The organism is Nocardia sp. FBN12, from assembly GCF_050320175.1.
In the GTDB taxonomy this organism is placed as follows: domain Bacteria; phylum Actinomycetota; class Actinomycetes; order Mycobacteriales; family Mycobacteriaceae; genus Nocardia.
Map to the genome: position 1 here is coordinate 5,307,649 of NZ_CP190048.1, position 20,199 is coordinate 5,327,847.

At 66.6% G+C, this 20,199-nt stretch carries 23 protein-coding genes; 13 read left to right on the forward strand and 10 right to left on the reverse strand.

Annotation, left to right across the window (positions count from 1 at the left end; genetic code table 11):
- Positions 1–2 precede the first annotated feature (2 nt).
- Positions 3–206, reverse strand: coding sequence for a hypothetical protein (locus tag ACQHI0_RS24905; protein ID WP_427904229.1), 204 nt, complete (start codon positions 204–206; stop codon positions 3–5).
- A 48-nt stretch (positions 207–254) separates the two neighbouring features.
- On the opposite strand from ACQHI0_RS24905, the gene ACQHI0_RS24910 reads away from it, so the two are divergent.
- The 5 genes from ACQHI0_RS24910 to ACQHI0_RS24930 all read left to right on the forward strand — a co-directional run bounded on the left by ACQHI0_RS24910 (position 255) and on the right by ACQHI0_RS24930 (position 3,670).
- On the forward strand, positions 255–623 hold the full coding sequence (locus ACQHI0_RS24910) for a VOC family protein (protein WP_427904230.1): 369 nt from the start codon (positions 255–257) through the stop codon (positions 621–623).
- 89 nt (positions 624–712) lie between these two features.
- The gene (locus tag ACQHI0_RS24915; RefSeq protein WP_427904231.1) at positions 713–1,177 is read left to right on the forward strand and encodes a MerR family transcriptional regulator; all 465 of its coding nucleotides are present in this window, start codon (positions 713–715) and stop codon (positions 1,175–1,177) included.
- Positions 1,174–2,190, forward strand: coding sequence for an aldo/keto reductase (locus ACQHI0_RS24920; RefSeq protein WP_427904232.1), 1,017 nt, complete (start codon positions 1,174–1,176; stop codon positions 2,188–2,190). The genes ACQHI0_RS24915 and ACQHI0_RS24920 overlap by 4 nt, the downstream gene beginning before the upstream one ends.
- Positions 2,191–2,370: 180 nt before the next feature.
- Entirely contained in the window at positions 2,371–2,688 is a 318-nt protein-coding gene (locus ACQHI0_RS24925) for a GNAT family N-acetyltransferase (protein ID WP_427904233.1), read from the forward strand.
- The gene (locus tag ACQHI0_RS24930) at positions 2,681–3,670 is read left to right on the forward strand and encodes a pirin family protein (protein ID WP_427904234.1); all 990 of its coding nucleotides are present in this window, start codon (positions 2,681–2,683) and stop codon (positions 3,668–3,670) included. The genes ACQHI0_RS24925 and ACQHI0_RS24930 overlap by 8 nt, the downstream gene beginning before the upstream one ends.
- An 83-nt stretch (positions 3,671–3,753) precedes the next feature.
- On the opposite strand, the gene ACQHI0_RS24935 is transcribed toward ACQHI0_RS24930, so the two are convergent.
- A complete protein-coding gene (locus tag ACQHI0_RS24935; RefSeq protein ID WP_427904235.1) occupies positions 3,754–4,233 on the reverse strand; it encodes an SRPBCC family protein in 480 nt (159 codons plus the stop codon).
- Entirely contained in the window at positions 4,230–4,562 is a 333-nt protein-coding gene (locus ACQHI0_RS24940) for an ArsR/SmtB family transcription factor (RefSeq protein ID WP_427904236.1), read from the reverse strand. The genes ACQHI0_RS24935 and ACQHI0_RS24940 overlap by 4 nt, the downstream gene beginning before the upstream one ends.
- A 123-nt stretch (positions 4,563–4,685) precedes the next feature.
- Here ACQHI0_RS24940 and ACQHI0_RS24945 point away from each other — a divergent pair, with 123 nt between their 5' ends.
- The 3 genes from ACQHI0_RS24945 to ACQHI0_RS24955 all read left to right on the forward strand — a co-directional run bounded on the left by ACQHI0_RS24945 (position 4,686) and on the right by ACQHI0_RS24955 (position 7,552).
- The gene (locus ACQHI0_RS24945) at positions 4,686–5,942 is read left to right on the forward strand and encodes an FAD-dependent oxidoreductase (protein WP_427904237.1); all 1,257 of its coding nucleotides are present in this window, start codon (positions 4,686–4,688) and stop codon (positions 5,940–5,942) included.
- Positions 5,943–6,052: 110 nt separating this feature from the next.
- Positions 6,053–6,694, forward strand: coding sequence for a hypothetical protein (locus tag ACQHI0_RS24950; RefSeq protein WP_427904238.1), 642 nt, complete (start codon positions 6,053–6,055; stop codon positions 6,692–6,694).
- A gap of 177 nt (positions 6,695–6,871) precedes the next feature.
- The gene (locus ACQHI0_RS24955) at positions 6,872–7,552 is read left to right on the forward strand and encodes a hypothetical protein (protein ID WP_427904239.1); all 681 of its coding nucleotides are present in this window, start codon (positions 6,872–6,874) and stop codon (positions 7,550–7,552) included.
- A gap of 28 nt (positions 7,553–7,580) precedes the next feature.
- Here the strand turns inward: ACQHI0_RS24955 and ACQHI0_RS24960 are convergent, their stop codons facing one another.
- Positions 7,581–8,912, reverse strand: coding sequence for a serine hydrolase domain-containing protein (locus ACQHI0_RS24960; protein ID WP_427904240.1), 1,332 nt, complete (start codon positions 8,910–8,912; stop codon positions 7,581–7,583).
- 22 nt (positions 8,913–8,934) lie between these two features.
- On the reverse strand, positions 8,935–9,453 hold the full coding sequence (locus ACQHI0_RS24965; RefSeq protein ID WP_427904241.1) for a hypothetical protein: 519 nt from the start codon (positions 9,451–9,453) through the stop codon (positions 8,935–8,937).
- Positions 9,454–9,567: 114 nt separating this feature from the next.
- On the opposite strand from ACQHI0_RS24965, the gene ACQHI0_RS24970 reads away from it, so the two are divergent.
- Entirely contained in the window at positions 9,568–10,236 is a 669-nt protein-coding gene (locus ACQHI0_RS24970) for a TetR/AcrR family transcriptional regulator C-terminal domain-containing protein (RefSeq protein ID WP_427904242.1), read from the forward strand.
- Between the two features lie 40 nt (positions 10,237–10,276).
- On the opposite strand, the gene ACQHI0_RS24975 is transcribed toward ACQHI0_RS24970, so the two are convergent.
- Positions 10,277–10,807 (reverse strand): CGNR zinc finger domain-containing protein, encoded by a 531-nt coding sequence (locus ACQHI0_RS24975; RefSeq protein ID WP_427904243.1) that lies wholly within the window; start codon positions 10,805–10,807, stop codon positions 10,277–10,279.
- A gap of 38 nt (positions 10,808–10,845) precedes the next feature.
- Here ACQHI0_RS24975 and ACQHI0_RS24980 point away from each other — a divergent pair, with 38 nt between their 5' ends.
- Both ACQHI0_RS24980 and ACQHI0_RS24985 read left to right on the forward strand, forming a co-directional pair.
- A complete protein-coding gene (locus ACQHI0_RS24980; RefSeq protein ID WP_427904244.1) occupies positions 10,846–11,841 on the forward strand; it encodes an EamA family transporter in 996 nt (331 codons plus the stop codon).
- Between the two features lie 91 nt (positions 11,842–11,932).
- On the forward strand, positions 11,933–12,160 hold the full coding sequence (locus tag ACQHI0_RS24985; protein ID WP_427904245.1) for a hypothetical protein: 228 nt from the start codon (positions 11,933–11,935) through the stop codon (positions 12,158–12,160).
- A 49-nt stretch (positions 12,161–12,209) separates the two neighbouring features.
- On the opposite strand, the gene ACQHI0_RS24990 is transcribed toward ACQHI0_RS24985, so the two are convergent.
- Positions 12,210–13,247: a DUF3558 family protein gene (locus ACQHI0_RS24990; protein WP_427904246.1), complete on the reverse strand. Its 1,038-nt coding sequence runs from the start codon at positions 13,245–13,247 to the stop codon at positions 12,210–12,212.
- Positions 13,248–13,510: 263 nt separating this feature from the next.
- A complete protein-coding gene (gene cynS / locus ACQHI0_RS24995) occupies positions 13,511–13,960 on the reverse strand; it encodes a cyanase (protein ID WP_427904247.1) in 450 nt (149 codons plus the stop codon).
- A 157-nt stretch (positions 13,961–14,117) separates the two neighbouring features.
- On the opposite strand from cynS, the gene ACQHI0_RS25000 reads away from it, so the two are divergent.
- Positions 14,118–14,957 (forward strand): formate/nitrite transporter family protein, encoded by an 840-nt coding sequence (locus ACQHI0_RS25000; RefSeq protein ID WP_427904248.1) that lies wholly within the window; start codon positions 14,118–14,120, stop codon positions 14,955–14,957.
- A gap of 13 nt (positions 14,958–14,970) precedes the next feature.
- Here the strand turns inward: ACQHI0_RS25000 and ACQHI0_RS25005 are convergent, their stop codons facing one another.
- Positions 14,971–15,318 carry a hypothetical protein gene (locus ACQHI0_RS25005; protein ID WP_427904249.1) on the reverse strand — a complete coding sequence of 116 codons (348 nt, stop codon included), beginning with the start codon at positions 15,316–15,318 and terminating at the stop codon, positions 14,971–14,973.
- Positions 15,319–15,511: 193 nt separating this feature from the next.
- Between ACQHI0_RS25005 and ACQHI0_RS25010 the strand changes: the two genes are divergently transcribed.
- Positions 15,512–16,177, forward strand: a complete 666-nt coding sequence (locus tag ACQHI0_RS25010; protein WP_427904250.1) for a hypothetical protein — start codon at positions 15,512–15,514, stop codon at positions 16,175–16,177.
- Between the two features lie 55 nt (positions 16,178–16,232).
- On the opposite strand, the gene ACQHI0_RS25015 is transcribed toward ACQHI0_RS25010, so the two are convergent.
- Positions 16,233–20,186: a DNA-directed RNA polymerase subunit beta' gene (locus ACQHI0_RS25015; RefSeq protein WP_427904251.1), complete on the reverse strand. Its 3,954-nt coding sequence runs from the start codon at positions 20,184–20,186 to the stop codon at positions 16,233–16,235.
- Positions 20,187–20,199: the final 13 nt, after the last annotated feature.

The window sequence follows — 20,199 nt, forward strand, 5'->3', positions numbered from 1 at the left end:
GTTCACTTCAGCAACTTGCCTCCGACGACGATGCCCACCCCGAGTAACACCAGGAGCAGCAACGCGACGAAGCCGTTCGTCAACGCCCAGACCACGCCGAGCACGAGTACCACCGGCGCCACCGCGATCGCGGTGATCACCGGGCTCTCCTTGACCGTTTCCCAAGCCGAGCGGGCCCTGACGCGGTCGATGTCCTTACCAGCCATGTGATCCACACTACGTTTCTGTCGGACAACCGTGTCATGCTCGAGCACATGGATTGGAAAATCGAACTCGTTGCCATCCCGGTCACCGATGTCGACCGGGCCAAGGATTTCTACACCAGCATCGGCTTCAACGCCGATCACGACCACACGCCGAGCCCGGATATCCGATTCGTGCAGCTCACCCCGCCAGGTTCGGGGTGTTCGATCTGCATCGGCCGCGGGCTCACCAGCGCCGCACCGGGCAGCGTCGAGGGGATGCAGATGGTCGTGGCCAGCGCCGACAAGGCCTATGAACAGCTGATCGCCGCCGGCGTGCAAGCCACCCCTGTCGAGGACATGGGCTGGGGCCGGTTCACGTTCTTCGCCGATCCAGACGGCAACAAGTGGGCCATCCAGGAGCTGCCGAACTACAGCTGACGTCGCTCGCTCGGGGAAAATCGACGCTTGCTTGGAGTGCACTCCAGGTGAATAGCGTCGAGGAAGTTCCACGGGAAGGGACGAGCACGATGGATCAGGACACCGCCCTGCGCGCCGACAGCGGAGATCGGGAGCACGAGCGCCCGAAGTACTCGATCGGCCAGGCAGCCGAGCGATCAGGGCTCAGCCGCGACACGTTGCGCTGGTACGAGCGGATCGGGCTGATGGGGTACATCGGTCGCGATCACACCGGCAACCGCCGGTTCAGCGACCGCGACCTCGAGTGGCTGGCGCTGATCGGGCGGCTGCGGCTCACCGGCATGCCGGTGGCCGACATGATCCGCTACGCCGAACTGGTGCGGGCCGGTGAGCAGACCTATCCGCAGCGGCTGGAGATGTTCCGCCAGACCAGATCCGACGTGCTCGACAAGATCGCGGAGCTGCAACAGACCGTGGCCGTTCTCGACTACAAGATCGCCATCTACGAAGGCCGATCCGATGTGGGCCGACCCGCCACGATCACCGTGCCCACGAGCGAAGGAAGCGACATATGAGCACCACCGCGACACTGCCGACCACCACCCTCGGCGCCGACGGCCCGCTGATCGGCGCCCAGGGGCTCGGCTGCATGGGTATCAGCGAGTTCTACGGCGATACCGATGCGGCCGAATCGCAAGCCACCCTCGATCACGCACTCGAACTCGGCGTCACCCTGTTCGACACCGCCGACGTGTACGGCTCCGGCCACAACGAGGAATTCCTGGCCGATTTCGTCCGCGCCAACCGCGAAAACCTGCTGATCGCCACCAAATTCGGCATGGTGCGTAAGGCCGACGACCCGCGCTTCCGCGGTTTCGACAACTCCCCCGCCTACATCCGCGCCTCCGTCGATGCCAGCCTGCGCAGGCTCGGCGTCGACGCGATCGACCTGTACTACATGCACCGGCGCGATCCGGCCGTGCCGATCGAGGAGACCGTCGCCGCGATGGCCGAACTCGTCGCGGCGGGCAAGGTACGGGCGCTCGGCCTGTCCGAGGTGACCGGGGACGAACTGCGCGCCGCGCACGCGGTGCACCCGATCGCGGCGCTGCAGTCGGAGTGGTCGCTGTTCTCCCGCGATGTGGAACGCACCGCGGTGCCCGCCGCGGCCGAACTCGGTGTGACGTTCGTGCCGTATTCGCCGCTGGGGCGTGGTTTTCTCACCGGCGCATTCGCCTCGGCGAAAGAGCTGAGCGACAAGGACTTCCGTCGATTCCAGCCGCGCTTCACCGGCGACAACGCCCAGCACAACGCCGAATTGCTGACACCGTTGGCCACGATCGCCGCGGCACACGGCATCACCCAGGCGCAGGTCGCGCTCGCGTGGGTGCACGCGAGGGCGAGTGTGCACAACTTGTCCGTGGTGCCGATCCCCGGTACCCGCAAGCGGACCAGACTGGCCGAGAACGTCGCCGCGGCGTCGGTGCGGCTGTCGGCCGATGAACTCGCGACGCTGGAACCGATCGCGGGGCAGGTGGCGGGCAGCCGGTACGCGGATATGACGTTCACCTCGGCCGGGCGCGAGTAGCGGCGGCGGGGCGGCGATGGTCGCGGTCGACGATCGCCGCCGAGCCGCGCGGTCCACGCGGAATAGCAGCAGGTGACGAACAGTTCTTTTCGACGAATACCGGTCGGTGCTCGTCCGGGCCGCACCGTTCACGTACTGATCCGCCGTGCACCGGTACCGGTGCGAAAGGAGCACACGCAGATGACCGAGACCACCGAGGCGCAACGCCGCGTCGTGCACAACGTCGAGAAGAACCGCTACGACGTGTTCCTCGACGACGAGCTCGCCGGTTTCGCCGAGTACATCGAGCGCGGCAACGACACCGATTTCATCCACACCGAGATCGACGACGCGTTCGCGGGCAAGGGCCTGGGCGGGGTGCTCGCCCGTCGGGCCATCGAGGACGTGATCGCGCGCGGACGCACCATCACCGCGCACTGCCCGTTCATCCGCGGCTGGCTGGACAAGCATCCCGAGTACGACGCGCACGTGGTGGGCAAGGGCATCGCTGGTGAGTGACCTGGAGGCGCATCCCGGCGAGGCTGTGTGCGAGCCGTCGCCGAGCCCCGGGCCGGTCGCCGAGCTGTACCCGGCCAGGGAGGTGCCGCTCGGGGGTGTGCGCGGCGTATACGTGGAACGCACACTGCCGCAACGGGATCTACCGACCGTCGGCGCGTGGTGTTTCCTCGACCGGTTCGGTTCGGCCACCGCGACCGAGGCGGGCGCCTCCCCCGACATCCTGCCGCACCCGCACATCGGCCTGCAGACGGTGACCTGGCCGCTCGACGGGCGCATCCGGCATCGCGATTCGGTGGGCTCCGACGTCGAGATCGAACCGGGGCAGCTGAATCTGATGACCTCCGGTCGCGGCATCGCGCACTCGGAGTTCGGCGTGCCCGGCGCCGAGGCGGGCCACGGCCTCCAGCTGTGGATCGCGTTGCCCGGCACCGCGACGGGCATCGAGCCGCATTTCGAGCAGCATCGCGAACTGCCGGTCTACTCGGCGGCAGGGCTGCGTGCCACCGTGCTGATCGGCGCGCTGGGTGATGTCACCTCACCGGCGAAGGCCTACACGCCGATCGTCGGGGCCGATATCGTGCTCGATCCCGGTGCCGAGGTACGGCTGCCGGTGGAGCGCGGGTTCGAGCACGCGGTGCTGGTGATCGCGGGCACGGTGACGGTCGACGGCACCGAACTCACCCCGGGACCGCTGCTGTACCTGGGCACCGACCGCGCCGAGCTGCGCCTGACCAGTTCCGGCGGTGCGCATTTCGCGCTGGTCGGCGGCGAACCCTTCGTCGAGGAGCTGGTGATGTGGTGGAACTTCGTCGCCCGCAGTCACGACGAGATCGTCGAGGCACGCGGGGCGTGGGAAGCTCGCGACACCAGCCGCTTTCCCACGGTCGTCGGCCACACCCCCGAGGAGCGGATCCCCGCTCCGCCACTACCGCCGTTGCGCCTGAAGCCGCGCAAACGAGCCACCGGCTGCCCACACCACTGACTCGGAGGCCGAATCGCCTTCGCACCCGGGAATCAGCGCTACCTCGATGCGGCCTCCCCCGGCGCGCATCGAGGTAGCGCGGCTCAGCGCCCCTTGGCCAGCAGGGCGTCCAGCGCGCGGTAGCTGTCGTTGAGGCCGCCCTCCATACCCGAGGCGAGCATGCCAGCACACTCCTCGGCCGTGTGGAAGACACTGTCGGTGACGACCCTGGTCCGGCCGTCGCCGAGGTCGACGAAGGTCGTGTCGTCGATGGAGATATGGGCGGGCATGCCGTCCCACTCGAAGGACTGCACGATGCGCTGCTTCGGGGTGATCTCGCGGAAGCGGCCTTCGAAACCGTAGGACTCGTCGCCCTCGTGTTCGACGAAACGCCAGTGCCCGCCCTTGCGGAACTCCCAGCGCTCGATGTCGACCGTGTGGCCGCGGCCCCACCAGCGCGAAAGCTGCTCGATGCGGCTGAAGGCGTCCCACACCCGATCCAGCGGCGCGTCGAAATCGCGTTCGATGTGGACTTCGCGGTCCGAGGTGGAGGTGATGACCGCGTCGTTGGTGGTTGTGCTCATTGGTCTGGCTCCGTTCGTTGCAGGAATTCACCGAGACGGTCCATCCGGGCCTCGAGCATCTGCCGATAACCCTGCATCCAGGCCACCTCACGATCGAAGACGTGCTCACAGATCCGGCAGTACCGCACCCGCCCACGCTTCTCGGTGACCACCATGCCCGCGTCCTCGAGCAGCCCGATGTGCTTCTTGATGCCGGTCAACGTCATCTCGAACCGCTCGGCCAACTCGCTGATACTCGCGGGCCCACGCCCGAGTTGCTCGAGGATGCCCCGCCGGGTGGGGTCCGCGAGCGCCCCGAACGAGGCGTCTAGGAAGTCATACTGAACCATCTAGTTCAGTATTGCGTGGCGACGCCATCCGGTCAAGCCCCTTTCGCCGAACGCTGGACGGAGCGCAGAATTGCCTACTACGCTTTGTCGTAGGACCTGGCGGGACTCATCGAGGGGGAACTCATGGACAAGACCACGTGCTGCATCGTCGGCGGTGGCCCCGCGGGCACGATGGCAGGCCTGCTGCTGGCCAGAGCCGGTGTCGAGGTCACCGTGCTGGAAAAACATGCCGACTTCCTCCGGGATTTTCGCGGCGACACCGTGCATCCGTCGACGGTCCGGCTGATCGACGAACTGGGTCTCGGCACCGAGTTCGCCAGGTTGCCGCGTTCCGAGCTGAACCGGATGTGCATGTACGCAGGCGACCGCATGGTGGTCGCCGCCGATCTCACGCGAATTCCCGGCAAGTACCGGCATATCGCCATGGTGCCGCAGTGGGACTTCCTCGACCTGTTGGTGCGTGCCGCGGCCGAGGAGCCGACCTTCACCTTGCGCATGCGCTCGACCGCGACCGGGTTGATCGACGAGGGCGGACGAGTGGCCGGAGTGCGTTATCGCGATGCCGACGGCAACGCACACGCGCTGCGCGCCGATCTCGTGATCGCCTGCGACGGACGCGATTCCGTGGCGCGCGAGGCCGCGGGCCTGCGTCAGCGGATGGAGGACGTGCCGATGGACATGTGGTTCTTCCGCATCCCGAAAGCGGTGGACGACATCGACGGCGGTGCGGTGCAGGCGCGCTTCACCAACGGCAACTCCGCGGTGGCCATCGACCGCGGCGACTACTACCAGACCGGTTACATCATCGAAAAGGGCTGCGACGCAGCGCTTCGCGATGCCAACGACGTGCGATGGCTGCGTGATCGCGTCACCGAACTCTTCGGCTGGCCCGCCGGGGCGACGGCGGCGATCCGGACCTGGGACGACGTCAAGCTGCTCGAGGTGACGGTGGGCATGCTCGACCGGTGGTACGTGCCCGGCCTGCTGTGCATCGGCGATGCCGCGCACACGATGTCACCGGTCGGCGGCGTCGGCGTCAACCTCGCGGTACAGGACGCCGTGGCGGCCGCGCGCATCCTGGCGCAGCCACTGCTCGACGGCACCGTGCGGATCGCCGATCTGGAAAAGGTGCAGCGCAGACGGATGCTGCCCGCGAGCTTCACCCAGCGATCCCAGCGCGGCGAACACGACATGCTCATCGCGCCCGCACTGCGGGGAACCCTGCACACCGCACCGCTGTCGCTGCGCGTCGTCGATGCCGTGCCCGCGCTCGCCGGAATCACCGCCTATCTCGGCGGGATCGGTCTGCGCCCCGAGCGCGCACCGGAGTTCGCGCGACGTCCACCGGCCGCTGCGGAAACGTCGGACACGAGGCGCTGAGCTGTTCGGCTCGATCGGCTGTGGACTTTCCGAACGAGGCCGCAACGGCTAGGTTTGCCGCGACGAACGGGACGAAAAGGGCCCGGGTGGAGCAGCAGGAGGCTTGCGGGATGAGGATCGGCACTGGGGTCGGGGCGGCGCTGCTCGCGATGGGGGTCATCGTGGCGGCGGCCGGGAACGGGTACGCCGAGCCCGCCGCGGTTGTCGCCGAGCAGCCGGTTTCGGCGCCGTCGCTGCGCGGGGTCGACAAGGGTGTGAACTACCAGGTGAGCGCGACCGATGATCGGCGCGCGGTGGTCACCAGCATCGACGCGGGGCGGTTCCAGCTCGTCCACGACGCGAAAGTCGTTGCGGTGACCGATGAATCGGGTGCGATTCTCGCGGCGCTGCCGATGGTTGTGCGCGTCGGTGAGCACGCGGTGCCGCTCACGCCGTCGATCGACGAGAAGGGCACCAGCCTGACCCTCACCCCGATCGGCGAAGCCACCGCACCCGTGCGCGATATCAGCGCCCAGGAACGCTTCTTCGCCGAAACCCAGCGCCTGCAACCGCAGATCATCGAAGGCGCCGCCATCGGGGCTGCTATCGGTTTCGTGCTCGGCTTCCCGCTCGGCCTCTTCATCCTGGACTTCATCACCGTCCCGGTCGCCACCGTGGCGGGTGCGGCGATCGGCGCTCTCGCCGGATACGCGATGGCGGGTGGTCAGCCCGCGATCGATACCGCGCTGGCCTATGTCACCGGGGCGCCCTGATCACTGTGCGGGTACGGCACCGGGCGAGCGGTACGCGGACGAACAGATGGCCATGCCGGACAGCGAACGCTGATCGCGTCGCCGCGGGCGCAAGCAGCCGGCTCGCGAACTCTCGACGGTGGATTGTCGCCGGTCTCGGCTACCGTTGAGGCAGCATGTCCGCACGGGTGGGTGGTGATGAGAGTGGTGTTCGACCCGCTGGCCGATATCGAACGCGCCCTGGCCGAACAGGCCGGGTGGACGTGGTTCGACGACTACCTGCTGTACACGTGCGGGGTGGCCGATCTCCTCGCGCGCGGTGAGGTGGCGCTGATCCCGCACACCGCGACCCGGGTGCGGATCGAGCCCGGTGAGGTCGGCCTGGCCGAGGGGTCGGTCAACTGGTACACGTGGCGGGCGACCGGCGACGGCAACTCGACTCGTCACCGGGGCCCCGGCGCAGGCCCGGCCCCGATCGTCGCGGCCGCGCAGTTGGGCAACGCCGTCGTGAACCGGACCCGGCGCACACAGGCGGCGGCCGCCGCGCAACCCCGCTGGGTGGCGGAACGGGCAGGGTCGGTGATGATCTCGGATCGCCGACTGCATCTCACCAACCCTGATCGGTCGTTCTCGCTGTACTGGTCCGCACTCGAATCCATCGACCTCACCTCGCCGGATCGCGTCGGCTGCCGATTCCCCGACCGGGACGGCAAACTCCAGCAGATACAGATCCAGACTCCGTGGGCAGCACTGCTTTTCGTCACCGCCGCGCTGCGACATTTCCCGCATCACCCGCTGCTGAAGACCGGGACTTGGCTGCCTGCGGGGTTCGAGGACAAGTGCCATCTGGCGGGGAAGAAGTGCCCGAAGGTCCGGTAGACGCGCTGGTCGGTACGGCCGTCTCGAGCTAGCCGATGCGCGTGAACAACCGTCCAGCCAGGTCGACTCCGCTCACCGCGCCGTTCTCGTCACGGCTGAAGTACCCACGCTGGCCGACGAAAGCTCCTGAGGTGACGATGTATTCGTCACCCGCGCCCGGCAGCAGGCCGAAGTCGAACGGCGCGTGGTCGGGCGGGAGCGCCGGGTCGGCCGCGCGCAACTCCGGCTTGATCCTGACCTCGAGGACCAGACTCGAAGGGGTCGCGGTGATGTCGAAGGTCATCGCGTCGATCTCGTAGCGGCCGAGCAGTTCCGCGGCGGCCGTGGCGTCGAAAGGCAGCGGTGCCGGGTCGACATCGTCGATGCCGAGGTAGTGCGCGAGAACCCAGCGGACGATCCGCTGGTTGCACGCGATGCCATCGGGACCGGCGTTGGCCATCACGACCACCGCGAAGTCGCGTTCGGGGACGAGAAGCAGTTCGGCGAACTGCCCGAAGCCCGAACCGCCGTGGCCGATGGTTCGGACACCGTCGATGTCGCGGACGAACCAGCACAGGCCGATCGCGTCGCCGAGTGAACTGGCCCGCAACTGCACGGTCGGCTCCTGCATGTGGGTGAGCATGTCGGCCGGCAGCACGTCGTTCGTCCCCAGATGGACACGCATCCATCGCAACTGGTCGACCACGGTTGTGGCGAGGCCGCCGCCGGGATTGTTGGCGCGGTTGCCCTTCCACGGCCGCACGACGCTCACTTCGTGGTCGGCGCCGAGTTCGTGGCCGATCGCGAAGCGGCGGGTGACGACGTCGGAGAGCTGAAAGACGCTGTTGTTCATGCCGACTGGCGCGAGCACCAGATCATGGACCGCGCTCTCGAAACTCTGTCCGGTGACAGTTTCGATGACCCGGCCGAGGAGGTTGAACCCGGCCTGGCTGTAGGAGGACCGTTCGCCGGGCTTGCCGATCGTCGGGAGATCGCCCAGTTGGCGGGCGAACTCGGCGAGCGCGTCGTCACCCTCACCGCTGTCGACGAGGAGGTTCCAGTCCAGGCCCGCGGTGTGGTTGAGCAGGTTTGCGACCGTGATGTCGGTCGAGGCGGTGAACTCCGGAACATACTGCTGCACAGGCGCGTTCAGGTCGACCCTGCCGTCGGCTACCAGCCGCATCAGCGCGGTCGCGGTCACCGGTTTGGTGATCGAGCCAGCGGCGAACAGGGTGTCGGGGGTGATGGGAAGCGGGTTCTCGACGCCGGTGACGCCGTGCGTCGCGAAGATCTCGTGACCGTCGACGAAGACGCCGACGGCTACGCCGGGGATACCGAATTCGGTGGCAGTGGCGGCGATGAACTGGGCGAGAGCGGACATGGTCTTCTCCTTGCTTGCTGTTTCAGGAAAGGGCGAGGGCGGCGAGGCCGAGGATGGTGCCGCCGAAAACGGTGATGTTGCGCAGCGTCTGCAGGGTCCAAGTCCAGGCCGGGAAGCCGGATTCGGCGGCCGCGAGCAGTGCGGGAACGTCGATGCGGGTCAGTTCGGGATCGCCCTTGCGGCGGAACGCGGTGCGCACCGAGCTCACGGCAGTGTGATTGCTGTAGACGATGACGGTGTTGCCGAGCAGAACCAAGGTCAACACCACCCAGTTCAGTGGCTGGGCGACGGCCAGGTCAGCGAGGTTGACTCCGGCGAGCGCGATCATGATCGCGGCGATGCTGATCGGCGCGGCACTCTCATGGCCGCTGGCGTCGAACCGCATGCCGTTCTCGGTGAGCGCGGTGGTGCGCACGCCCTGCCGGGCCAGCTCGGACTCGGCGGCGGCCATGGCGGCCGCGCCGTAGCGATGACGCACGATCGGCATGCTCACGAATGCGGCGGCGATGACTAGATCGATGGCGGCGAGGAGGACGTTCATGCTGGTCAATCCCTTCTTGAACTATGTAAAAGTACAATAGCCCGCGACTTGAACTAAGTGCAAGGAGTTTCTTGAACTTTGTGAAAGTGCCAGGTGAGCCCCTATGGTTGGGGCATGCCGCGTGAGACATTGACCCGCGAACAGATCGTCGCCACCACGATCGAACTCCTGGACGAAGAGGGCCTGGACGGGCTGAACATGCGCAGCCTCGGCAAGCGGCTCGACTCCGCGCCGACCGCGATGTACTGGCATGTGAAGAACAAGGACAACCTGATTCGCCTGGCCGCCGACGAGACATGGGGCGAAATCGCCCTGCCCGATCCCGGCTCGCTCGACTGGCGCGCGGCCGCCGAACAGCTGGCTCGCGGGTTGTACACAACCATCACCAGGCATCCCTGGCTGGCGCAGGCCCAGTCGAGCTACCTGCTCTACGGGCCGAACAAAGCTCGCCACGATGAGGTCGCGCTGACGGTGTACGAGCACGCCGGGTTCGCCGACGACGCGGCCGACCAAGCGATGGGGGCGGTGTTCACGCTGATCCTCGGCAACGCCGCCGGCGCCGCGGCCGACGTGTCACTGCGGCGGCGGCTCGGGCGCGGAGATCGCGATCCGGCGGTCGAATTACAGGCCGCGCTCGACGAGGCAGGCGAGATCGCCCTGCCGCACCCGCGGCTGCGGGCACGGCTCGAGCGGGCCGATACGGAAACCCTCACGGCCGTGGGGGATTTCGAGTTCGGACTCGCGGCGCTGCTCGACGGGCTCGCGCAACGGCTGCCGAGCTAGCGCGCGGACCTCGCTTCGGCGCGAATCACGGTGCAGTGGGCTACTTCTGGCGCGCGCGATAGGCGGCGACGGCGTTGCGATTTCCACAGGCCGTGCTGCAATAGCGACGGGACCGGTTGCGCGACAGGTCGAGCACGAGTCCCTCACAATCCGCGTCCGCACAGATCGATAGGCGACTCAGGTCGTCGGCGCGGATCAGATCGATCATGGCCATCGCGGTCTCGACGGCGATGCGAACAGGCAGCGGCGCCTGCGCTGGGACAGCGTGCACGTGGTAGTCGACCTCGCCGTGGCGGACGAGTTGCGGGACCGCGCGATACTCGGCCAGGGTCTCGTTCACCAGGGCGACCGCGGCGTCCCGGTCGCTGGTGAGGATGCGGCGCAACGGCGCGCGCAGGGCCCGGACGGCGGCCAGTTCAGCCGCGTCACCGGCGTGCACGCCCGTGTAGACGTGCCGTTCGAAGAACTCGGCGAGCTGGGCCGTCTCGGTCAGGGTGTCGGGGTCTTCGGCGGAGTTGACCAGCTCTACCGCCGCCAGCAGTGCCGCCTCGGTGTCATGAGCAAAAACCACGTTGACATATTACCTCAACGAATTTACCGTCATTAGTCATGGAGACTTTGACTCATGACGGCGCGGCCCGGATCCGAACCGGACTGTTCTTCGCCCTCGCCTCCGCCACCTCGTTCGGAATGTCGGGCCCGCTCGCCCGCGGGCTGATGGACGCGGGATGGAGTGCGGCCGCGGTGGTCGCCGCGCGCGTGCTGCTCGCCGGAGTCGTCCTGCTGCCCTTGGCGATTCACCAACTGAAGGGCAACTGGCAGCTGGTGCGCGCCAACGCGAGCCTCATCGCCGTCTACGGTTTGATCGCCGTGGCGGGCACCCAGCTCGCATACTTCAACGCGGTCGCGCGCATGGAGGTGGGCACCGCGTTGCTCATCGAGTTCGCCGCCCCGATCGCGATCGTCGGCTGGTTGTGGGCGCGTCATCGTCAACGGCCCGGCGCGGCGACCATCGCGGGGGCCGCCCTCGGCATCACCGGCCTGATATTGGTCCTCGACGTGTTGTCCGGGGTGTCGACCGATCCGGTCGGCATCGTGTGGGCGCTGGGCTCGATGGTCGGCGCCGCCGCGTACTTCCTGCTGTCGGCCGAGGGCGGCGACCTGCCCGGCACCGTGCTCGCCGCAGGCGGCCTCCTGATCGGCGGCCTGACCCTGCTCCTCGCGGGCGCCGTCGGCATCGTCCCCCTGCACGCCGCCACAAACCCGGCCGTCTTCGCCGACTTCACCACCCCCTGGTGGATCCCCATCCTTCTCATCGGCATCGTCACCGCCGCCATCGCCTACGTCACCGGCATCGCCGCCACCCGCCGCCTCGGCTCCCGCCTAGCCTCCTTCGTAGCCCTCACCGAAGTCCTGGCCGCCCTGATCTTCGCTTGGATCCTCCTCGCCGAGGCCCCCCGCCCCATCCAATTGCTCGGCGGCGCACTGATCCTCATCGGCGTAGTCACCGTCCGCCTCGGCGAACCCTCCACCGCCGCCCTCGGCGACCCCGAGACACCGGCAGACACCCTCGACGACGCGCCCGCGCTGACGCCAGAACCCTGATCCGTGGGCGCGACAACACTCATTCCGCCACACTGTCCAGGTGCTGGAGAAGCGAGCGGACACACCGCACTGTCCGGAATGCAGTGGCCCGATGACCCGGATCGCCTATGGCAAACCTAGCCCGCCGATGCGCGAACGCGCCGAGCGTGGCGAGATCATCCTGGGCGGATGCTGTGTCAACGACTCGCTACGGTGGGGCTGCATTCCATGCATGGCCCGAAAAGCAGACGAGCAGCACCGTGCTGACATGGAAAAGCTGATCAGCCGCTACCAGGATCGGCATGTCACCCGTAGCCAAGAACCAGACTCAACGCGTTGACTCGGTCATCGGTCGACTCGGCACCCCTGCGCGGCTTGTTCGACGCCCGCTATCTGCTGGGTGGGATGTGGGCGACGAGTGGTTCCGCCAAGCGGGCGAGGTCCTTACACACCGCGGCCGGCTTGCGGTCGACGGTGTCCCACAGTTCGATGCTGACGCGACCGGTCGGGATGCCGTTCTTCGTGCCGAAAGGTGTGTCGAACCCGAGCTCGCAGTAGCCGTCGTCGACGTCGGTACCAGCGCCACCGAAAGCCTTGGTGACCATGAGCGCAGGCCGATCTCGGATCTTGATCGGTCGCGGCGTCGGGTACCAGCCGTAGTGGCTGTAGTACACCTCATGAAATGGTTCGGCGCCCGCCAAGATCTCGACTGTGTACCCGTCGCCCCGCCATCGACATCCGCCGCCGGTACCGTTCTCCTTCTTCGAAGCGTCCAATCCGGCTGCGACGATGGCAGATTCAGGGATAGCGCAAGGGTTCCACACGGGCACGGGCACCGTTGTCGTGGTCGTACCGGGGGGAGCAGTCGGAGTAGACGGTGGTTCGCTCGTCGCGATGGGCAGACTTTCGGGCAGCTCACGGGCAAGCTCGGCGAGGACCGCCTGGGCACCTGAGCTCAGATCGTCACGCATGGTCGGTGACCTCCAGACCGGAGGCGTCGCGCCGCCACTCCAATCCATTCCGGACGTGACGACCTCGAGCCTGACGTTACCCACTGCCGCGGTCGCCCAGCTCCGCATCGCTCCGGCTTGATCCTGGTCCCGGATCATCGCGTCGTCGCCGATTCCGTCGAGTCGGCGCGGTGTGCTGAAGTGCTCACGCTCAACGGCATTCGACGCCATCGGCGTCCTCGTGACGTGAATCTGCGGCGGCGAAACCGGAGCGCGACTCAGCTCGATAGTCACGGTGCGCAGCAGCGGTCCAGCAGCGGGCATGACATCACCGGCGGGGACCGGGTCGGCATCGAAGCTCGCCGTACAGATCAGCTCGTTCGCGCGGTGCGGCATTTCGGTGTCTGCGGCCTGCAATCGTGTTTCCGGGTCGTCCAGATACCCAGCGAACCGACCCAGCGCCTCCCGGGCCGCCACATCCACCGCCTCGCACGACGAAGGCAACGCCGAATACGACCGAACCTCGGGGACAGCGCTTCCCGTCGTACCACCGTCCCCGATCGAGCACCCCGCTGTGAACACCAAGGCGCACAACACCATTAGGTACGGACGCGAAGGCATGAGCACCCGCAACAACTACCACACCGCGGCCGACCTCGGGAAACACTGTCCCGCGGGCTTACGCCCGGATCCTCGGCCGGCACGTCGACAGAGTTGCCTCGTGCCGTACACGGCTGGGTTCACCAGCGGTAGTCGAGGAATTTGCCGTCCAGGGTGATGACGACGCGGTCGCCGTCGGGGTGGGGGCGGCGGGCGATGTCGATGTTGAAGTTGATGGCGCTCATGATGCCGTCGCCGAATTCCTCGTGAATGAGTTCTTTGAGGGCGGGGCCGTAGACCGAGACCGCTTCGACGAGGCGGTAGATGGTGGGGTCGGACAGTTGTGCCGGGTCGGCGCCGCGGGAGGGTTGCAGGCGCAGGCTTTCGGCGACGGTGTCGTCTAGGTCGAGCAGGGTGCAGACGGCGGCGGCTTGTTCTGCGGTCATCGGGTGCTGGCCGAGCAGGGCCGCTGTCGTCCAGACCAGGGGTGCGCCGAGAGATTCCGCGATACCCGCCCACGTCAGATCCTTGCGGATACGGGCGGCGACGATGAGGTCGGCGGCGGCGGATTTGCTCAGGATCGGTTGCATGCGGGCTCCTAGGGTCGGGGTCGCCGCTAGCCTGCCATTCGGGGGCACTCGCCGCCATAGTGGAATACCACTATTTACGTGGGAGCAACATCCGGTGATCGCGAGGCAACCTCGACAGCGAAAACTCCTGCGCTAGAGGCACTACGAAGGGGTTTCCATGTCCTATCTCAAACCGGCGGACTTCGTCGAGAAGATGATCGACGCGGGCGAAGCCAAAGCGTTCATGTCCACCCGCGACACCGTGATCCGCGCCTACATGGCGGGCGCGATCCTCGCCCTCGCCGCCGCCTTCGCGGTGACGATCACCGTGAACACCGGCGAGCCACTGCTCGGAGCCGTGCTCTTCCCCGTCGGGTTCTGCATGCTCTACCTACTCGGATTCGACTTGCTCACCGGCGTTTTCACGCTGGTTCCCCTGGCTTTGATCGACAAGCGGCGCGGCGTCACCGTGCGCTCGATGCTGCGCAACTGGGGACTGGTGTTCGTCGGCAACTTCGCCGGCGCGTTCACCGTCGCGGTGATGATGGCGATCATCCTGACCATGGGCTTCTCCGTCGACCCCAGCGTCGTCGGCGAAAAGCTCGGCGAGATCGGCGAATCCAGGACCCTCGGCTACGCCGAACACGGCGCCGCGGGCATGCTCACCCTGTTCATCCGCGCCGTGCTGTGCAACTGGATGGTCTCCACCGGCGTGGTCGCCGCGATGATGTCGACCTCGGTGTCGGGCAAGGTGATCGCGATGTGGATGCCCATCATGCTGTTCTTCTACATGGGCTTCGAACACTCCATCGTCAACATGTTCCTGTTCCCCTCGGGCCTGCTCCTCGGCGGCGACTTCTCCCTGGCCGACTACCTCATCTGGAACGAAATCCCCACCGTCATCGGCAATCTCGTCGGCGGCCTCACCTTCGTAGGCCTAACCCTCTACGCCACCCACGCCCGCACCGCCCCATCCCGCCGGCAGCCCGAACCCACAGAATCCGTTGTGGCGGACTGAAGAATTCAGCTGGCTACCGGTCGCGGTACTCCGCTTCGGCGATCGTCAGCTCCGTGCCCGGCATCGTGATCGTCACAAGTCCGGTGTCGGGGTTCCAGGTAGCGGCGACATCGCCTGCCGGGTAGGGGATGTCGTAGAACAGCCCACGATTGGGCGCGATCCCGACGTGGATCTGATACTCGGTGGCCAACAGCCCCGGCGTGGTGCGGTGGTACACACAGTACGACCTGTTGCCGTGCTCCGGGCCGCAGCTGAGTTCGACCTGGTCGGACATTGCATATGCGGCGAATCGGTAGGCGGTGAACGCCGACGCGAGCACACCGGCCACCGCGAGCACGACGACGACAACCTGAGACTTCACACCGCGACCGTACACAGAAAACGGCCCCCGCTCTCGGAAGAGCGGGGGCCGAAATCTGTTGCCTACCTGCGGACTAGCGGTAGTCGCTGAACCCGTAGTCGTCCAGCGGGTGGTGGTCACGGCGGCGGTCATGAGTCCCGAGACCGGTAACCACGCAAGCGGTTCTACGATGCGGGCGAGGCCGCTAGTCTGGATGACCCCCTATGCAGCAACAACCCAGGCGGTGAAGGTGCACGATCCGATGGCGGATGTCGAACGGGCGTTGGCCGCGCAGGTCGGCTGGAATTGGGTCGACGACCACCTGCTGTACGCCTGCAAGATGCTGTCGCGGCTGCGGGCGGGCGGCATTGCGGCGCTCGATCCGTACCCGACGTCGATCGTGATGGAGGAGCAGGAGACCTGCTTCGGTGAAGGCCAGGGCCTGTGGGCGGTGTTTCGTAGCCCTGAGCTGCCGCCGCCACCGCCCACAATTGCCCCAGCGGTGATCGCGGCCGTCTCGCCGTCAACTCCAGTCTTTGTCGCACCACGCGGCAGCTCGCGCCGCGATATCCAGCGAGCACGCACGGCAGCCAATGCCGCAGCCTTCAACGCAAGACAACGAAGCGAGCGTATGGCGGTTCAGATGGTTCAGGCGGCGGCCGATGCTGCACGCGTGGCAAACGCAGCAGCTGCGGCGGCTCGCGAACAGGCCACATCGCACTACCTCGAATTGGCGACACCGTGGGCGGCGCCGGCGTTCCTTATCGCCAGCCAGGCGAGATTCCCCCATCACCCGCAACTGATCAGCGGTTCTTGGTTACCTCACGGCTTCGAGGAACGCTGTCACATCGCGGGTAAAGCCTGCCAGCGAGTCCGCTGACCAGGACACGACGAACGCCCCGTTCCACAAGGGAACGGGGCGTTCGGGTTACTGCTTAGCGGTAGTCGCTGAAGCCGTAGTCGTCCAGCGGCACTGCTGCGCCGGTGGAGGAGCCGAAGCTGTCCGGGGAGTAGTAGGTGTCGTCGTAGGACGGCACCGCGTACGCCGCGGCACGGGCTTCTTCGGTCGGCTGCACCTGGATGTTGCGGTAACGGTTGATACCGGTACCGGCCGGGATGAGCTTACCGATGATCACGTTCTCCTTCAGGCCGATCAGCTTGTCGGAGCGGCAGTTGATGGCCGCGTCCGTCAGCACTCGGGTGGTCTCCTGGAAGGAGGCCGCCGACAGCCACGAATCGGTGGCCAGCGACGCCTTGGTGATACCCATCAGCACGGGACGGCCCGAAGCCGGCTCGCGACCTTCGGCCACCACACGACGGTTCGAGTTCTCGAACTCGGCACGCTCGGTGAGCGAACCGGGCAGGAACTCGGTCGCACCCGAGTCGATGATCGTCACACGACGCAGCATCTGGCGAACAATCACCTCGATGTGCTTGTCGTGGATCGACACACCCTGCGAGCGGTAGACCTCCTGGACCTCGTGGACCAAGTGGACCTGCACCTGACGGGGACCCATCACGCGCAGCACCTCGTGCGGATCGGCAGCGCCCTCGAGCAGCTGCTGACCCACCTCCACGTGGTCACCGTCGGCCAGCAGACGCTCGGAGCCGTCGTCGTGCTTGAACACCCGCAGACGCTGACGCTTCGAGAGCTTGTCGTAGACGACTTCCTCGGACCCGTCATCAGGGATGATCGTGATCTTGTAGAAGCGGTCGTCGTCCTCGAGACGCACCCGGCCCGAGACCTCCGCGATCGGCGCCTTGCCCTTGGGGACACGGGCCTCGAAGAGCTCCTGAACACGCGGCAGACCACCGGTGATGTCGTCGCCCGCGACGCCACCCTGGTGGAAGGTACGCATGGTCAGCTGGGTACCGGGCTCACCGATGGACTGGGCGGCGACGATGCCGACGGCCTCGCCGATATCGACCAGCTTGCCGGTGGCCATCGAACGGCCGTAGCAGGTGGCGCAGACGCCGGTGCCGGTGGTGCAGGTCAGCACGGAGCGGACCTTCACCTCGGTGATACCGGCCTCGAGCAGCGCCTCCAGCGCGGGGTCGCCGAGGTCGGCGCCCTTCGCCACGATGACGTTGCCCTTGGCATCGACCGCGTCGGACGCCAGGGTCCGGGCGAAGGTCGAGGTCTCGACGTGCGCGTCACGGATGATCGTGCCGTCGGCCAGCTTCTCCGCGATCGGCACCAGGATGCCGCGCTCGGTGCCACAGTCCTCTTCGCGGACGATGACGTCCTGCGACACGTCGACCAGACGACGGGTCAGGTAACCCGAGTCGGCGGTACGAAGCGCCGTATCGGCCAGACCCTTACGAGCACCGTGGGTGTTGATGAAGTACTCGAGCACGGTCAGGCCCTCACGGAACGAGGACTTGATCGGGCGCGGGATGAACTCACCCTTCGGGTTCGTCACCAGGCCCTTCATACCCGCGAGGGTACGGGTCTGGGTGAAGTTACCCGTGGCGCCGGAGTCGACGATCGTGATGATCGGGTTGTCCGGCGGGTAGTGGGTCCGCAGCGCGGCGCCCACTTCCTCGGTGGCTTCCTGCCAGATCTTGACCAGCGCGTTGTTGCGCTCGGCGTGATCGAGCGCACCACGCTGGTACTTCTTCTCGATCAGGTCCGCCATCGACTCGTAGCGTTCCATGATCTCGGGCTTCTCCGGCGGAACGAGCACGTCCGACATGGAGACGGTGACACCCGAACGCGTGGCCCAGTAGAAGCCGGCGTCCTTGAGCTTGTCGACGGTCTGCGCGACGACGATCATCGGGTAGCGCTCGGCCAGATCGTTGATGATCGTGGCCTGACGCTTCTTCGGCATCGGCTCGTTGATGAACGCGTAGTCCGCCGGAAGCAGATCGTTGAAGATCACGCGACCCAGCGTGGTCTCGGCCAGCCACGCGTCGCCGCGCTTCCAGCCGTCCGGGAACTGCGCGCTCTCGATGTCACGCGGCGGGCGCTGCTCGGTCAGTCGCACCTTGATGGTGGACCGCACGGTCAGCTCGCCACGATCGACGGCCATCTGCGCCTCGGCGGGCGAGGAGTACACGCCGTATTCCGGCACGTCCTTGGCCGACGCCTTGTACGTGCCGGCACCGTTCTCGTCGAGACGGGTCAGGTAGAACAGGCCCGTCACCATGTCCAGACGCGGCATCGCCAGCGGGCGACCCGACGCCGGGGACAGGATGTTGTTCGACGACAGCATCAGGATGCGCGCCTCGGCCTGCGCCTCCGCGGACAGCGGAAGGTGCACGGCCATCTGGTCACCGTCGAAGTCGGCGTTGAACGCTTCACAGACGAGCGGGTGCAGCTGGATGGCCTTGCCTTCGACCAGCTGGGGCTCGAAGGCCTGGATGCCGAGGCGGTGCAGGGTGGGCGCGCGGTTCAGCATCACCGGGTGTTCGGCGATGACCTCTTCGAGGACATCCCACACCTGGGCACGCTGACGCTCGACCATCCGCTTGGCGGACTTGATGTTCTGCGCGTGGTTGAGATCGACCAGACGCTTCATCACGAACGGCTTGAACAGCTCGAGCGCCATCAGCTTGGGCAGACCACACTGGTGCAGCTTCAGCTGAGGACCGACGACGATGACCGAACGGCCCGAGTAGTCGACGCGCTTGCCGAGCAGGTTCTGACGGAAACGACCCTGCTTGCCCTTGAGCAGATCGCTCAGCGACTTCAGCGGGCGGTTACCCGGTCCGGTGACCGGACGGCCACGACGGCCGTTGTCGAACAGTGCGTCGACCGACTCCTGCAGCATCCGCTTCTCGTTGTTGACGATGATCTCGGGCGCACCCAGATCGATCAGTCGCTTGAGGCGGTTGTTGCGGTTGATCACGCGGCGGTACAGGTCGTTCAGGTCGGAGGTGGCGAAACGGCCACCGTCGAGCTGAACCATCGGACGCAGCTCCGGCGGGATCACCGGAACAGCGTCGAGCACCATGCCCATCGGCGAGTTGCCGTTGGTCTGGAAGGCCGCGACGACCTTCAGACGCTTGAGCGCACGCAGCTTCTTCTGGCCCTTGCCGCTGCGAATGGTCTCGCGCAGCTTCTCGGCCTCGGCGTTGATGTCGAAGTTCTCCATCAGCTTCTGGATGGACTCCGCACCCATGGCGCCGGTGAAGTACTCGCCGTAACGGTCGACGAGCTCGCGGTAGAGCACCTCGTCGACGATGAGCTGCTGAACCGACAGCTTGGTGAAGGTGGTCCAGATCTCGTCGAGACGGTCCAGCTCACGCTGCGAGCGGTCGCGCAGCTGACGCATTTCGCGCTCGCCGCCGTCCTTGACCTTGCGGCGCACGTCGGACTTGGCGCCTTCGGCTTCCAGCTCGGCCAGATCGGCTTCGAGCTTCTGCGCGCGGGCCTCGAGGTCGGCGTCGCGCTGATCGGCGACAGCCTTCTTCTCGACCTCCATCTCGGCTTCGAGCGTGGAGAGCTCGTTGTGACGCAGCTCCTCGTCGACACCGACGATGACGTAGGCGGCGAAGTAGATGATCTTCTCGAGATCCTTCGGCGCCAGGTCGAGCAGATAACCCAAGCGCGACGGAACGCCCTTGAAGTACCAGATGTGAGTAACGGGAGCGGCCAGCTCGATGTGGCCCATCCGCTCACGACGCACCTTGGCGCGAGTCACCTCGACGCCACAGCGCTCACAGATGATGCCCTTGAAGCGGACACGCTTGTACTTGCCGCAGTAGCACTCCCAGTCCCGGGTGGGACCGAAGATCTTCTCGCAGAAGAGCCCGTCCTTCTCCGGCTTGAGCGTGCGGTAGTTGATGGTCTCCGGCTTCTTCACCTCGCCGTAGGACCACTGGCGGATGTCGTCGGCGGAGGCAAGGCCGATCCGGAGTTCATCGAAGAAGTTGACGTCTAGCACGTAACTTCCTTTC